This window comes from Lampropedia aestuarii, assembly GCF_004803635.1.
GTDB lineage: Bacteria > Pseudomonadota > Gammaproteobacteria > Burkholderiales > Burkholderiaceae_C > Lampropedia > Lampropedia aestuarii.
In genome coordinates, this window is sequence record NZ_SSWX01000017.1 from 59,479 (window position 1) to 74,005 (window position 14,527).

The following is a 14,527-nucleotide window of genomic DNA, read 5'->3' on the forward strand; positions in this document are numbered from 1 at the left end:
TTGTACTGCCTCTTTTTGTGCCTTGCGCGACTGTGTCGAGGCATTGAACAGGCTCTTAGGGCACCAAACCCAGCTTGCGGGCAAAGGCCACCGCTTGGGTGCGGTTTCCGGCGTTCAGCTTGGTGTTGATATTGCGCAAATGCGTGCGCACCGTGCTGTCGGAGACAAACAGCTTTTCTGCCATTGCGCTGTTGGAATAGCCCTCGGCCAACAGCGTCAGCACGCGCGCTTCTTTGCGGGTCAGGGCTTCGAGCAAAATGGCGTCGTTGGCAGCGCTGGGGGCTTCAGGCTCTTCAGGCAGTGGGCCAAAGGCTTGCAGCAAGCGCGCCAGGTACTCTTGCATGAGTGGGCTGCTATGGTGTTTGTCCTGTTGCAGCGTCTGGTAGCGGCGCACCAGCACGCCCAGCTCCGGGCCTTCGTCCAGCAGCAAGCGCATAAAACCTTCCTCGGCCAAGGCGCTCAATTGCTGGCCTAGCACCGCCATCGCATTGGTGAGATCGCCTTGTTTGGCCAGTGCCATGCTGCGCAACAATTGCAGCAGGTGCATGCGCGGCTGGCGGCGCGTGTGCGTGGCCAGCGCCAGTTGCTCATCAATGCGCTGCAGCGCCAGAGCGGGTTGGCCAAAATGCACTTCCCAGCGGGCCATGCCAAGGCCATAGGATTCGGTTTCATGTGCAAACATGCGCTCATGGCTTTCGCGCGCCCAAACCTCGGGCAAATTGGCTTTGAGCAGCTCGCTCTTGGCCGCCTGCGCATTGCGCTGCAGCGTGTAAAACCGTGCCCGCTCCAGGTTGCCTGCGGCGACAACGCGGGGAATTTTGCGGCGGTGACCGACAAACTCCAACTCGGTCAGCAGCGCCAGTGCGGTATCGACATCGCCGCGCCAGAATGCAATGCGCGCGCGCATTGCATGGCTCAGGATCATGTGGTCAGGCAGGCCAACATCGCGGGCCATTGGCAGGTAAACGTTGAGCAAATGCTCGGCTTGTTCGAGCTGATTGACTTCGTAGACCACATAGGCAAAAAACACCCCGGCCCAGGCATTGCCATGCGTGTGGTTGTAGCGCAGTGAATGGGTCGAGTCGACTGCCAGGCGAAACCGCGCAGCCGCTTGGCGCAGCCGGCCTTCTTGCATGTCCAGCAAGCCCTCTGTCGTTTCGGTGTACATGTGCTGGAAGGTGCTGGTGCTGCGGCTTTGCTCGCGCGCCGCTTGCAGCAAGGCGCGCGCTTCACTGGGCTGGCCCATGATGGTGGTGATGTGCGCCATCGCCGTCAGCAAGGTGTTGTCCGCAAAGTGCAGTCCGGTGGGTGGGCGTTGCAGTGCGCTTTTGCCCACGGTCTGGCCTTCGGCAGTGCGGTCCTGCATTGCCAGCAGCATTGGCCAAATGCAGTCGGCATGGGCTTCAATCGCCGCATCACCGGCGTGTTGTTGCAAGGCTTCGCGCAGCATGGTTTCGGCCTGCCACGGGCCATAGGTAAAGCAAATGGCCCAGACGGCGGCCATTTGCAGTTCGGGGCGCTCGTGCAACAAGCCGCCCGGCAGACTGGCAAACCAGCGCGCCAGCAAGCGCATGCGTCCGCGCTGCAAAAACTCTTCGGCATGTGCGCTCAGCATGTCCAGTCCGTACGGGAAATCGCCGCCTTCAAACGCGTGGTCAATTGCGGGTACCGGCCGGCCTTGCGCTTCAAACCATGAGGCGGCTGCCAGGTGCAGGCGGGCGGCTTCTTCGGGCATGCGCGCGTGCAGCTCGCGCTTGAGGTAGTCGGAAAACAGGCTGTGGTAGCGCCAGGCCTGGCGCTCGCTGGCCAGTGGAATGAGAAACAGCGCCGAGTCATTGAGCCGCTCCAGCAAGGCGTTGCTGTCCAGTCGCGGCAGCAAGGCTGCGCATACTGAGGCATCGAGCTGGCGCAGGATGCTGGTTTTGAGCAGAAAGTCCTGCATTTCAGGACTTTCGCGGTAGACGACTTCTTCGGCCAGGTAGTCGGCAATGTCGCGGTGAGAGCCAGAGAAGCGTTCGACGAAGGCGGCTTTGTCAGCCTGGCGGCTGAGCGCCAGCGAAGCCAGCCACAAGGCGGCGACCCAGCCCTCAGTGCGCTCATGCAGGGTTTGCACCAGCGACGGGCTCACGCCATCGCCGCTGGTTTCGCGCAGAAATTGCTGGGTTTCTTCCAGCGTAAAGCGCAGGCGCTCGCCGTCGAGCTCTTCGAGCATATCGCGGCTGCGCAGTCTGGCAATGCCCAATTGCGGTAGCGTACGCGTGCCGATGATCAGGTAGCAGCGCCTGGGCAATTGCGCGATGATTTCGCGCACAATGCCCAGCACTGTGTGCTCGTGCACGTTTTCAAAATCATCCAAAAACAAGGCGTAAGGCGTAGTGGCCTGCTGCCAGGGCAGGGCGGCGTCCAGCGGCGTGGAGCGTTGCTGGTCCCACAGGCCCAGGCTGCAGGCAGCGTGATCCAGGCAGTGGCAAAAGCGCGAGGCGTCGTTGTCAGAGCGGTCCAGACTGATCCAGGCCGTGGCAATGCCTTTGTCTTCCAGCATCAATCGCGCCTGGTTCATGATCGTGCTTTTGCCAAAACCGGCCGGTGCCCGCACCAGAGTCAGCTTGCCTGCGCTGGCGGCAATCAGATCCCGCAGACTGGCCCGCAGCACTTGCTTTGAGTGTGCGGCCGGTGGCGCCAATTTGGACTCGGCCCAGTAGGTGGCCGGGTGCAGACGAGTTGACACTGTGGCTGGTGGTGACGCGGACGGCGTGGGCAGTTCGGGGGTGGCTGGCACAGAAGCATCCTTGAAAGATCACTGCTTAAAACGTGTTTGCGATCTTTTTGCAGTCGCGCAAGGCACACAAAAGCGGCAGTGCAAGGTGCCTGTTGCAGCTCATACGTCTATATGAACACAACGGGCAACGCCGCAATGCGTTTTTTGAGCACCAACGCGGCTGCGTGTAGATGGTGAACACGTTCTAAGGCGCTAGGGGCAGCAGGCGGGCATGTGGCTCGGTGCTGCATTCTCGCATTCTGTGCGCCGCTATTCAGTCGAGTGCATGACAGCGCTGTAGAGCGTGTGCGGCATTACGCGATTTTGCGCGTGTGCGGCATTACGCGATTTTGCGCGTGTGGTTCGCCCAATAAGGCGCACGCAGCTGGAATTTTTGCAGCTTGCCTGCGGCTGACAAAGGCAACTCGCTGCGAAACTCGACGCTGCGCGGGCATTTGTAGCTGGCGATCAGGGTTTTGCAATGGGTGATTACTTGCTCTTCGGTCAGCTCATGGCCAGGGCGCAACTGGATTACCGCATGCACACTCTCACCGTAGACGGCATCTGGGATGCCGATTACGGCCGACATCAGCACGGCCGGTAGTTCGGCCAGCGCATTTTCGACTTCGGCCGAATAGACGTTTTCACCTCCGGTGATGATCATGTCTTTGACGCGGTCGACCACATAGAGGTAGCCGGCTTCGTCCTGGTAGGCGCCATCGCCGGTGTGCATCCAGCCCTGTGCCAAACTGCTGGCCGTGGCCGCTGGCTGATTCCAGTAGCCTTGCATCACATGCGGGCCGCGCACTTGTAGCTCGCCAACCTGGCCGCGTGGCAATTCCTGGTTTTCAGTATCGGCAATGCGCACATGTGAGATGGCCACTGGCCGCCCGGCTGAGCGCAGGCGCGCCGGCTGGCCTGCTTGGGGCAAGTGGTCTTCGTGCGCGAGGATGCTGGTGACCGGCGCGCACTCGGTCATGCCGTAGGCCTGGTAAAAACGCGCATTCGTGAACGCGCGCATTGCTTGCAGCAGCAGGCTCTCATCAATCGCTGCTGCGCCATAAATCAGCGTGGCGATGCTGCCCATGTCGTGCTGGGCAAACTCGGGGTGTTCCATCAGCATTTTGAGCATCGTCGGCACCAGGAACATTTCGGTGGCACGCTGTGTGGTGATGGCCTGCAAGACGGTTTGCGGGTTGAACATGGGCAGCATCACCAGCGTGCTTAAGCTGTGCAGGCTTTGCAATACCATACCCCAGCCCCCAATATGGAAAATGGGCGCGCACACTAGCGCAATGGCGCTACTGGAGCGTGGCACGGCAATCAGCACGCTCAGCGCATTGCTGAGCAGGTTGCGGTGGCTGAGCATCACGCCCTTTGGCTTGCCGGTCGTGCCGCCGGTGTACATGATGGCTGCCAGGTCATCGCCTTGGCGCTGCGCGTCGGCCGCTGGGCTTGCGCCAGCCAATAGCTCTTCGTAGCTCGGCAGATCTGGTGGTGCTGTGCCATTGCCTGCATAAATGACGGTGCGCAGTGCGCGTGAATGTTGGCGGATCTCGGGCAATAGCGGCAGAAATTGGTCATCTACCAGCAAGACCTGGGTGTCGCAGTCGTCCAGCGAATAAGCGATTTCTCGTGCGCTCCAGCGGATGTTGACCGGGTTGACGACTGCGCCTGCCCACCATGTGCCAAAGTAAAACTCGACAAAACGGTGAGAATTGAGTGCCAGCATGCCAACGCGGTCATTCGCGCCAACGCCATGCTGGTGCAGCACTTGCGCGAGTTTGGCTACGCGCTGCGTGAACGCTTCGTAGCTGAAGTCCTGGCCAGCATAATGCAGTGCGCGTTGCTGTGGGCATTGCGAGGCGGCTTTGTGCAGAATCAAAGTGAGTTGCAGGTCCATGAAACGGGTCCTCAAAGTATGGGATAACTGGGTGTGGGGTTTGGTGGTTAGGCAGGGGGGCGCATTGCGGCTGTAATGGCGCTCGAGCCCCCCAAGGCGAGACCTCCATCGACGGGCAAGACCACGCCATTGATGTAGGACGCTTGTGATGAGCAGAGCCACATGGCGGCCTGGGCGATGTCTTGCAAAGTGCCCAAGCGCTGCAATGGCACGGCTTCGGTCCAGGCTTGTAGCGAGGCTGCATGGGGGGCCAGTCTGGCCATGCCTTCGGTGCCTGCAATTGGGCCGGGTGCGATCGAGTTCACGCGCACCCCACTTGGCCCCCATTCCAGTGCAGTCGTGCGGGTGATCTGGTCAATGCCGGCTTTGGCCGCGCAGACATGCACCTGCATGGGCATCGGCAACCAGCTTTGCGCGGCGCTGATGTTCAACACCGCAGCGCCGGGCTTGCGCAGATGCGGCCAGGCTGCGCGCAATACATTGAACGTGCCTTGCAGGTCAATCTCCATGACGGTTCTGAAACCGTTGGCTGACAAGTTGGCCGCAGCGGCAAGAAAGTTGCCGGCTGCGCCCGAGACCAGCACATCGATCGCCCCATGGGCTGCGGCCGCTTGCGCCAACGCGGCGGCAACCGCATCGTATTGCCGTACATCGGCTGCAAAGCCGCTGACGGCTGCGGCGCCCGCAGCGCGCAATTGCTGCACTGCCGCTTCAATGTTGTCCGGGTTGCGACTGAGGATGCTGACGCGGGCGCCGCTCTGCGCAAAGGCCGTTGCAATCCCCAGATTGATGCCACTGCTGCCGCCTGCAACGAACAGGTGTTTGCCTGCAAATTCCTGCATAAAGCTCCTTGAAGGGGCGCGCTTTAAGGCTGTGCGCTCGGTGGTGCGGTGAGTTGCGCGCCCATGTGCGCAACCAGCGTTTGCAGTGCTTTGAGGGGGCGCACCATCACAGTAAAACGGGTGATGCGGCCATCCGTATCCCAGTCGATCAGGTCGACACCGTTGATGGCGATGCCATCGATCTGGGCGGTGAACTCCAGCACCGCCGATTGCGCACCCCGCCATTCGCGCTCGTAGCGAAACTGTGCAGGTCCCAGCACGGCCAAGGCCGCCAGCAAATACTGCTGTGTTTTGGCTACGCCCACTTGCGGTGTGTGCATCGCAGGGGACTGGAACACCACATCAGTGTGCAACAGCGCACGCAGTTGATCGGCATCGCGGTTGCGCACTATCTCGTGCCACTGGGCAATCGGGTCGGTCATGGTGTGTCTCCTAAGGCTTGTCGTTGTTGCCTGCAGCCGCCCTCTGGTGCAGTGCGTGCTGCAAGGTGGGTATCTGATGATTGAATGTAGTGGGCCGCAGCGTGGCTGGAATCGTCGTAACAGACGATTCCAAAGGCGCACAGTGCGGCGTAGCCGGTGTCAGCGGCCGGTAAACACCGGTGCTCTTTTTTCTGCAAAGGCGCGCATGCCTTCGGCGCAGTCCTGCGTTAGCAAACCCAGAATCTGCGCGCGGTTTTCCAGCTCTATGGCCTCGTCCAGGCTGGAGGCATCCAGCGAGCGCCACATGATTTGTTTGGTGTGCTTGGTCGCAAACGGACTGTTGGAGAGAACCATTTGCGCACGCTCCAGGCACAGCTGCTCCAGCGTTTCAGGCGCGGTGAGTGCGGCCACCAGGCCACAGCGCTCGGCTTCTTCGGCCAGCACCGGGCGGCCAGTCAGCATGATGTCGAATGCACGCGTGCTGCCGACGGTGCGCGGCAAGTGGTAGCTGATGCCGCATTCACCGGCGCTCAAGCCAATTTTGATGGCCCCGACATGGAAGCTCGCAGCATGGCTGGCATAGCGAATATCAGCGGCCAGCGCCAGACCAAAACCAGCTCCAACGGCCGCGCCATGTACGCCAGCGATGATGGTTTTGTCCGAGCGCCTCAAACGCTGCATCAGGCTCGCAAAGGTTTCTTGTAGCGCATAGGCCTGCGTAACATCGGTGTGCATCTGGCCTTGCGCATCGAGCATGGATTGGATGTCCAAGCCTGCGCAAAAGCCCGCGCCATTGGCCGTAAACAGCACGACACGAATCGCGTCTGCGGCCAGCACCGGGTCCAGTAATTGGTGCAGCGCCTGCATGTCGCACAGCCGCAAGGCATTGCGTTGCCTGGGGCGATTGAGGGTGATGTGGGCCAAGCCGGGCACTGGGTAGTGCAATACACAGCTGTCGTGCTTGGCGGTGTGGTCGGTCATGCGCATCTCTCCTGCGTAGGGGCTGGTGTTTTTCTTCAGGCCAGCATAACCAGCGCAGCGCGCGAGGGCAATTCGGGTGGGCTTGATTTCGTCGTTTCAGACGATGCCGCGGGCTTAAGGCGCTCTCTACACTTTCAAACTATGCACAGTGCCGAGCGGTGCTGCACGGGCAGACCAACACCACGGCAATACAACAAAGGAGTGCTGCATGCAATTGGATCACAGTGTTGCGGCCGTCGTGACTGGCGGCGCTTCTGGACTGGGCGCGGCGATGGCGCGGCGATTGGCTCGCCACGGCGTCAAAGTCGCTATTTTTGACTTCAACGAAACGGCCGGAGAAGCCCTGGCCAAAGAGTTGGGAGGGGTGTTCTGCAAGGTCGATGTGACCTCTGAAGAGCAGGTCGATGCCGGCTTTGCCAAAGCCCGCCAAGCCCATGGGCAAGAGCGGGTGCTGGTCAATTGCGCCGGTACCGGCAATGCAGTGAAAACCGCCAGCCGCGACAAGGCAACAGGCGAGGTTCGGCATTTCCCGCTGGCCAATTTCGACCGCATCATTCAGATCAACCTGGTTGGCACTTTCCGCTGCATTGCCAAATCCGCCGCAGGCATGCTGGCGCTTGAACCCTTGCAGGACGGTGAGCGCGGCGCGATTGTCAATACCGCCTCGGTGGCTGCGCAAGATGGGCAAATGGGCCAGGCGGCGTACTCGGCCTCTAAGGCAGGTGTGGTCGGCATTACTTTGCCCATTGCACGTGATTTGATGGCCGAGGGCATCCGCGTCAACACCATCATGCCCGGCATTTTCAATACACCACTGATGCAGGCCGCGCCCGATGCGGTGAAGGAGGCGTTGGCCGCTTCCGTGCCATTTCCCAAACGCTTGGGTGCCCCCGATGAATTTGCGCAATTGGCCGAATTGATGATCACCAACGGCTATTTCAATGGCGAGAGCGTGCGCCTCGATGGTGCGATTCGGATGGCGCCGCGTTGATGCTGCGCTTGGCGACAAGCACTTGTAGCTATTTGTCATGACCGCTTGGATAACGCCGCTTTTGCGGCGTTTATCTTTTTAGGCGCGTAGCATGGCAGCAGCTGGTGCAGTTAGCGCCTACACGTTCTTAGGATGTCAAACCCGAAAAGCACACAGACAACATGTGCTTGACGATGTCATCGTCGCTCATCTTGGCATAGAGGCGCAAATACTCGACCGCAGGATCGCAGGTGCGGGCGTAGAAGCTGTAGAGAATCACATCCGCTGGTAATTCTTTGCGCAGTTCGCCGGCCTTTTGCCCTTGCTGGACGATTTTCTTCAAGCGGCTATTGAGCTTGATGGCGGCTGCCACGTAGCGGATATTGCGCGTGAGCATGCTGCGGATGTGCGGGCTGGTCGACGGCAAAAATGGCAAGCCCCCGGCCAAGCGTACGCGCATCGCCCACTCCAGCAAGGCGCTGAGTGTGGCGGTCGGACCCAGGCCTTGGTCCAGACCATCCAAAAAACCTTCCGCCTCGTGCAGCAGCCGCAGCATCGCAGCGGCGGCCAAATCGTCTTTGGACTTGAAATGCTTGTACAGGCTGGGCTTGGAGATGCCCACTGCCAAGGCCACATCGTCCATGGTCATCAAGTCAAAGCCCTTGTTGGCAAAGAGCTGGGTGGTCGCATCCAAGATAGCTGTCTCACGCAGTCGGAATGCCTGGTCTTTAAAGCTTAATTTATTGAAGATACTCATTGGTATTTTTTTCTACTGTGTAGTAAACTAAGTTTCCGATTAGTAAATGTAATTGATAGACCGCCACAATTCAATGGAGCTTGAATGCCTGATTCTTTGCGTCAACCACTTGCAGCCGATTTTCAGCCATTGCGGCGTGTGGCGGTGATTGGTTCGGGCATAGCCGGTTTGTCCTGCGCCTATTTGCTCAGCGAGCATTGCGAGGTGACGCTGTTCGAGGCGGATAACCGCCTGGGTGGCCATGCACATACGGTTGATGTGCATTTGGACGGCCTCAGTGCACCGGTCGATACCGGCTTTCTGGTGTTCAACAACAAGACTTACCCCAATTTATTGGGGTTGTTTGCGGCGCTGGGTGTGCAGCGCATTGCCAGCGATATGTCATTCGGTGTCTCGCTCGATAGTGGCCGCTTGGAATGGGCTGGCACCAATTTGCAAACCGTGTTTGCCCAGCGCAGCAATCTGTTGTCGTGGCGGTTTTGGGGCATGCTCAAGGACATCATGCGCTTTAACCGCAGTGCCCCCCAGTCGCTGCAAGAGAGTCTGGCCAATGGCCAGACCCTGGGAGAGTTGCTGGCCAAGCACCGCTACAGCACCAGTTTTAAAGAGCAGTACCTGTTGCCCATGGCGGCGGCGATTTGGTCGAGCGCTCCCGGTGATATTCTGGATTTTCCAGCTGAGACATTCCTGCGTTTTTGCATCAACCACGGTTTGTTGCAAATAGCAAACCGGCCACAGTGGTACACGGTAGCCGGTGGCTCACGCAGCTACGTCAATGCGATTGCCAGTTATGTGCAAGATATTCGACTCGGTTGCGCCGTGCAGCAGGTCACACGCACTCCTAGCGGGGTGCACATCACCACGGCCTCCGGTTTAGAGCGGTTTGATGGCGTGGTGCTGGCCACGCATGCGCCGCAGTCCTTGGCGATGCTCAGCGATGCCTGTGATTTGGAGCGCCAGGTGCTGGGCGCGGTGCGCTACCAAAGCAACCAGGTGGTTTTGCATACCGACGAGGCTTTGCTGCCGCGCAGGTTGCAAGTGCGCTCGGCCTGGAATTACTTGCGGCAGTCAGCCCAGGATGGGCGCTCGCCGGTGTGCGTCAGCTATTTGATCAACCAGTTGCAGCCTGTGCCATTCAAGCAGCCGGTGGTTGTCACGCTCAACCCGGACAAGGAGCCTGCCAGCGGCAAGGTGCTGGGGCGTTATGTGTATGAGCATCCGCTATTTGATACGGCTGCGATTGCGGCGCAGAAGCAATTGCCGCTGCTGCAAGGTAAGCGTCGCACCTGGTTTGCCGGAGCATGGACGCGCTACGGCTTTCATGAAGATGGCCTGCTGTCGGCCTTGCATGTCGCCAGTGACTTTGGCATCTTGCCGGACTGGGCTGAGCTATGAAAGACGCCGCGCAAATCATTGTGGGTCATGTGATGCATGCGCGCCTTAGGCCACGCAAACACGCATTCGTCTACCCGGTGTTTTGCTTGCGGGTCAACGTCGCACGGCTGCCAGAGCTCAATAACGCCTGGTTTGGCATTGACAAGCCGAGGCCAATGGGTCTGCGCAGCAAAGATTTTGGCCCCCGCGATGGCTCGTGCTTGCTCAGCTGGATTCGCGCCTTGCTGCAAGAGGCAGGACTGCCCTGCGATGGCGAGGTGCACTTGCAAACCTTTCCTCGCGTGCTGGGCTATGGCTTTAATCCGGTGAGTTTTTGGTATTGCCACGATGCACAGGGTGCACTGCGCAGTGTTCTGGCCGAGGTCAACAACACCTTTGGCGAGCACCATATGTATTTGCTGCAGGCCGCAGGTGCCCAGCCGATCACAGCCCGCACCAAGTTGCAGACCACCAAGGTTTTTCATGTCTCGCCGTTTTGCAAGGTCGAGGGGCATTACGAATTCAGCTTCCGCGACGGTGAGTTCAGCCGCTTTGCGGGCATCAACTACCACGACAGTGAAGGCTTGTTGATGCGCACCAGCATCAGTGGCACTAGTCGGCCTTTCAGCGCGGCACAGTTGCGGCGCTGTTTCTTCAGGCAACCTGTGCTGACCGCTGGCGTGATGGCCCGAATCCATTGGCAGGCCTTGCTGCTATGGCTTGGCAAAGTGCCTTTTCACCGCAAGCCCGAACCGCCACAGACCAGCCTCAGCCATGAACTTCCCCCCCACATGCGAGCGCGCACACCCAGGAGCCCTTATGAACCAAAGTGACACCCTTGCACTGGCCAATGCGCCGGTGGATATGCCTTCCAGCGGGCGCATTTTGATGGCGCTGCTCGCTCGCCTGCAACACGGCCATTTGGTGGTGCGCACGCCCGACGGTGCGCATTTGGAGTTTGGCCCAGCCGACAGTGATTTGCGGGCTGACTTGAGCATCCATGACTGGCGCGCGTGCCAGCAAATTTTTTCGGCTGGCGATATTGGCCTGGCGCACGCCTGGCGCCAGCAATGGCTGGGCAGCCATGACCTGACGGCCTTGCTGCGCCTGGCACTGCGCAACCAGGCCGCAATCCAGCGTTTGATCTCGGGCTCGATGCTCACACGCTGCTGGTTTTGGCTGCAACACCAGTTGCGCCCCAATTCACGCAAAGGCAGCCGAGAAAACATCCATTCCCACTACGACCTAGGCAACCATTTTTACGAGTTATGGCTGGACGGGTCGATGACCTATTCTGCCGCCCTGTTTGAGGGCAATTACAACCAAAGCCTGGAAGCTGCGCAACACGCCAAATACCAGCGCATCCTCGACCAGTTGGGCGTATTGCCAGGCCAAAGTATTTTGGAGGTGGGCTGCGGCTGGGGTGGTTTTGCGGTGTATGCAGCCACACAAGGCATTCGCGTGCACAGCATCACGATTTCAGCGGCCCAGCTGGAGTGGGCACAAAGGCGCGTGGCGCAATTGCAGTTGCAGGACTGGGTCAGGCTGGAGCTGCGCGATTACCGCGATCTCAGTGGCCAATACGATGCCATTGTCTCAATCGAAATGTTTGAAGCCGTTGGCCAGCGCTATTGGCCCGGCTATTTTCGCTGCCTGCAAGAGCGTTTGAAACCCGGTGGTAAAGCCCTGGTGCAATCGATCACGATTGACGAGTCTTATTTCAAGCAATACCAGCGCAGCAGCGACTTTATTCGTGAATACATCTTCCCTGGAGGCATGCTGCCCAGCCCCGAGCGGTTTGTTGCTGCGGCCCAGCAGCAAGGCCTGCAGCACCTGGACTCGTACGCGTTTGGCCGCGATTATGCCGAGACCCTGCGCCGCTGGCGGCATGCGTTTGGTGCGCACAGCGAGGCGGTGCAGGCCCAGGGTTTTGATGCGGCATTTCAGCGCACCTGGCATATGTACCTGTGCTATTGCGAAGCCGGCTTTGACGAAGGCCGCACCGATGTCTACCAATTCCTGCTGCAAGCCTAGGAGCACTGTATGCACAGACGCCAATTGCTCGCTTGTGTACCTGCTTTGGCGCTGCTTGGCCAGCAGGTATTTGCGAGCCAGGAGCTCGCTAGCCAACAAAACGCTGCGCCTGTTTGGGCTGCCAATTTGCCGCAGGCCAGATTGCTGGGTGAGGGCGATTTTCGCTGGTTTGGCATGCGCATTTACCGTGCGCAACTGTGGGTCAGCCCCAGCTGGCCCACAGCGCCTGCAAGCAGCGCCTCGCCTGCCTGGCAGCAACAGCCGCTGGTGTTGCATATTGCGTATTACCGCACGATTGAGCGCGCGCAGTTTGTGCAGGCGACCATGCAGGAAATTGAGCGCCTGTATGGTGAGCAATTTTCTGACCAGCGGCTGGCCGAATGGGCCTCTGCTTTAACGGCAGTGTGGCGCGATGTGCAGCAAGGCGATGTGCTCAGTGCCTGGTACCAACCGGGGGACGGCTGCCGCTTTTACGACCAGCACGTGCCCCTGGGCGAACTGGCCGATGCCGAGTTTGCCGACGCCTTTTTCTCGATTTGGCTGCACCCGCAGGCGCGCGATGGCCGCTTGCGCCGCCAGTTATTGGGGCTGGCATGACTGGCGCCGTTATCCAGTGCATCACCAGGCCACCCCGTGCCGCCTTGCTGTGCTATGGCATGCTGGGCTTGCCATTGGCGATGGTGGCACTGCCCATTTATGTGCAAGCGCCCACCTACTACAGCGAACAACTGGGAGCGCCCTTGGCCTTGATTGGCGCGGTCTTGTTTGCCGCCCGGCTGGTCGATACTGTGCAAGACCCTTTTATTGGCCAATGGCTGGACCGCCTGGCGCAGCGCCAGCAACTGCCTTGGGCACTGTGGCTGGCCGCTGTCGTGCTGGCGCTGGCGTTTGCTGGCATCTGGCTGCCACCGGCAGATCTGGGTGCCTGGGGCTTGAGCGCTTGGTTGGGCGCGATGCTGATGCTGGCCTACAGCGCCCATAGTGTGTTGCAAATCGCTTACCTGGCATGGGGCGCACGCCTGGCCGGGCTGGCGCTGCAGCAGCGTGCCGCCGCCTGGCGTGAGGCCTTGGGGCTGGCTGGTGTGGTGCTGGCCAGCACGGCAGGGGTGGTCTTGCTGCAAGCAGATGCCACTGCGCTGCAGGGCATGGCAAGCAATCGCCTGTATGTGCTGCTGTTTGCTGCGCTGCTGGTCGTTGGCTTGGTGGCCTTGCTGCGTGGCGCGCCTGTGTGGCAGGGGCAAAGCGCAGACCGTGGGGGCGACTGGCTTGGTGCCTGGCACACACCCGCATTCAGGCGCGCTTTGGTGCCATTTTTTCTCAATGCGCTGGCGATGGCCTTGCCCGCGACCTTGGTGATGTTTTTCATCGCCGACCGTTTGGCTGCGCAGGTCTGGACCGCGGCTTTTCTGGCCAGCTATTTTGTGGCTGCTGCACTGAGTTTGCCGAGCTGGAATGTGCTGGCGGGCAAGCTTGGCATGGTGCGGGCCTGGCGCTTGTCGATGCTGCTGGCCGTGGCTGGTTTTGCCATCACGCCGTGGCTGGGGCCAGAGAGCGCCTGGGTGTTTGGCGCAGTGTGTCTGGTTACTGGCTGGGCCTTGGGCGCTGACTTGGTGATTGTGCCGGTTTGGCTGGGCAGCCATATACCTGCGCACGCCCAGGCCGCTGGCTACTACGGCCTGAGCTCCTTGCTGGGCAAGCTGGCGCTGGCGTCGTCGGCCTTGGCTTTGCCATTGCTGGCAGTTGTGGGCTACGAGCCAGGCCTGGGCGGCGCGCACGCGTTGTGGCTGGGATGTTTGTATGCCGGTTTTCCGTGTGTGTTCAAACTGCTTGCGTGGCACCAGCTGCGCCACTCGCCAAGCGCCAAGGAGTCTGTATGAAACGTCGACATATCGCATTGACCGTGGCCGCAGTGGCCCTTATAGGCGCGGCCTTGCAGGGCTGTAGCAGCCCCAAGCTGGCCGATTATGCGGACCGAGAGCCCAAGCTCGACCTGGCGGAATTTTTTGCTGGGCGCAGCCAGGCCTGGGGTCTGGTGCAGCAACGCGGCGGCATGGTGCTGCGCCATTTTTATGCCAGTATCGAGGGCCGCATGGACGGTGACAAACTCATTTTGGACGAGCAGTTTGTTTTTGACGATGGCGAAAAACAAAGCCGCGTTTGGACCTTCACACCGGTGGCACCGCAGCGCTGGACCGGCGTAGCCCATGATGTGGTGGGCACGGCCGATTTGCAAACCGCAGGCAATGCCGTGCACCTGCGCTACACGCTGCAAGTGCCCGTCAGTGGCCGCGTGATTGACATGCGCATGGACGACTGGATGTTCCAGCTCGATGACAAGACGCTGGTCAACCGCACCTCCATGCGCAAATGGGGGGTGGAGCTGGGCGAATTGACCGTTTTTTTCCGCAAGCAAGACGCTGGCGCTGACAAGCAGCTTGGCCATACAGGCCATACAGCCCATGCACCAAGCACCCAATAGGGAGGTC

The 14,527-nt window shown here is 60.1% G+C and carries 13 protein-coding genes; 7 read left to right on the plus strand and 6 right to left on the minus strand.

What is annotated here, in order from left to right; genetic code table 11:
* Positions 1-55 precede the first annotated feature (55 nt).
* The 5 genes from E8K88_RS12995 to E8K88_RS13015 all read right to left on the minus strand — a co-directional run bounded on the left by E8K88_RS12995 (position 56) and on the right by E8K88_RS13015 (position 6,906).
* Entirely contained in the window at positions 56-2,779 is a 2,724-nt protein-coding gene (locus tag E8K88_RS12995; protein WP_240754517.1) for a winged helix-turn-helix domain-containing protein, read from the minus strand.
* A 319-nt stretch (positions 2,780-3,098) separates the two neighbouring features.
* Complete coding sequence (locus E8K88_RS13000; RefSeq protein WP_136407104.1) at positions 3,099-4,661, minus strand: long-chain-fatty-acid--CoA ligase; 1,563 nt, start codon at positions 4,659-4,661, stop codon at positions 3,099-3,101.
* A 47-nt stretch (positions 4,662-4,708) separates the two neighbouring features.
* Positions 4,709-5,503, minus strand: a complete 795-nt coding sequence (locus tag E8K88_RS13005; RefSeq protein ID WP_136407105.1) for an SDR family oxidoreductase — start codon at positions 5,501-5,503, stop codon at positions 4,709-4,711.
* 23 nt (positions 5,504-5,526) lie between these two features.
* On the minus strand, positions 5,527-5,925 hold the full coding sequence (locus E8K88_RS13010) for a nuclear transport factor 2 family protein (protein ID WP_136407106.1): 399 nt from the start codon (positions 5,923-5,925) through the stop codon (positions 5,527-5,529).
* A 159-nt stretch (positions 5,926-6,084) separates the two neighbouring features.
* The gene (locus E8K88_RS13015) at positions 6,085-6,906 is read right to left on the minus strand and encodes an enoyl-CoA hydratase/isomerase family protein (RefSeq protein ID WP_168797329.1); all 822 of its coding nucleotides are present in this window, start codon (positions 6,904-6,906) and stop codon (positions 6,085-6,087) included.
* A gap of 208 nt (positions 6,907-7,114) precedes the next feature.
* Between E8K88_RS13015 and E8K88_RS13020 the strand changes: the two genes are divergently transcribed.
* Positions 7,115-7,897 (plus strand): SDR family NAD(P)-dependent oxidoreductase, encoded by a 783-nt coding sequence (locus E8K88_RS13020; protein WP_136407108.1) that lies wholly within the window; start codon positions 7,115-7,117, stop codon positions 7,895-7,897.
* Between the two features lie 127 nt (positions 7,898-8,024).
* Here the strand turns inward: E8K88_RS13020 and E8K88_RS13025 are convergent, their stop codons facing one another.
* Positions 8,025-8,633: a TetR/AcrR family transcriptional regulator gene (locus tag E8K88_RS13025; protein ID WP_136407109.1), complete on the minus strand. Its 609-nt coding sequence runs from the start codon at positions 8,631-8,633 to the stop codon at positions 8,025-8,027.
* A gap of 84 nt (positions 8,634-8,717) precedes the next feature.
* Between E8K88_RS13025 and E8K88_RS13030 the strand changes: the two genes are divergently transcribed.
* The 6 genes from E8K88_RS13030 to E8K88_RS13055 are packed head-to-tail and all read left to right on the plus strand — an operon-like array spanning position 8,718 to position 14,520.
* Positions 8,718-10,028 (plus strand): NAD(P)/FAD-dependent oxidoreductase, encoded by a 1,311-nt coding sequence (locus E8K88_RS13030; RefSeq protein ID WP_136407110.1) that lies wholly within the window; start codon positions 8,718-8,720, stop codon positions 10,026-10,028.
* Entirely contained in the window at positions 10,025-10,840 is an 816-nt protein-coding gene (locus E8K88_RS13035; RefSeq protein WP_136407111.1) for a DUF1365 domain-containing protein, read from the plus strand. The genes E8K88_RS13030 and E8K88_RS13035 overlap by 4 nt, the downstream gene beginning before the upstream one ends.
* The gene (locus E8K88_RS13040; protein WP_136407112.1) at positions 10,827-12,041 is read left to right on the plus strand and encodes an SAM-dependent methyltransferase; all 1,215 of its coding nucleotides are present in this window, start codon (positions 10,827-10,829) and stop codon (positions 12,039-12,041) included. Before E8K88_RS13035 ends, E8K88_RS13040 begins: the two co-directional genes overlap by 14 nt.
* A 9-nt stretch (positions 12,042-12,050) precedes the next feature.
* Entirely contained in the window at positions 12,051-12,638 is a 588-nt protein-coding gene (locus tag E8K88_RS13045; protein ID WP_136407113.1) for a chalcone isomerase family protein, read from the plus strand.
* Positions 12,635-13,918: an MFS transporter gene (locus E8K88_RS13050; protein ID WP_136407114.1), complete on the plus strand. Its 1,284-nt coding sequence runs from the start codon at positions 12,635-12,637 to the stop codon at positions 13,916-13,918. Before E8K88_RS13045 ends, E8K88_RS13050 begins: the two co-directional genes overlap by 4 nt.
* Positions 13,915-14,520, plus strand: a complete 606-nt coding sequence (locus tag E8K88_RS13055) for a DUF3833 domain-containing protein (protein WP_136407115.1) — start codon at positions 13,915-13,917, stop codon at positions 14,518-14,520. The genes E8K88_RS13050 and E8K88_RS13055 overlap by 4 nt, the downstream gene beginning before the upstream one ends.
* Positions 14,521-14,527: the final 7 nt, after the last annotated feature.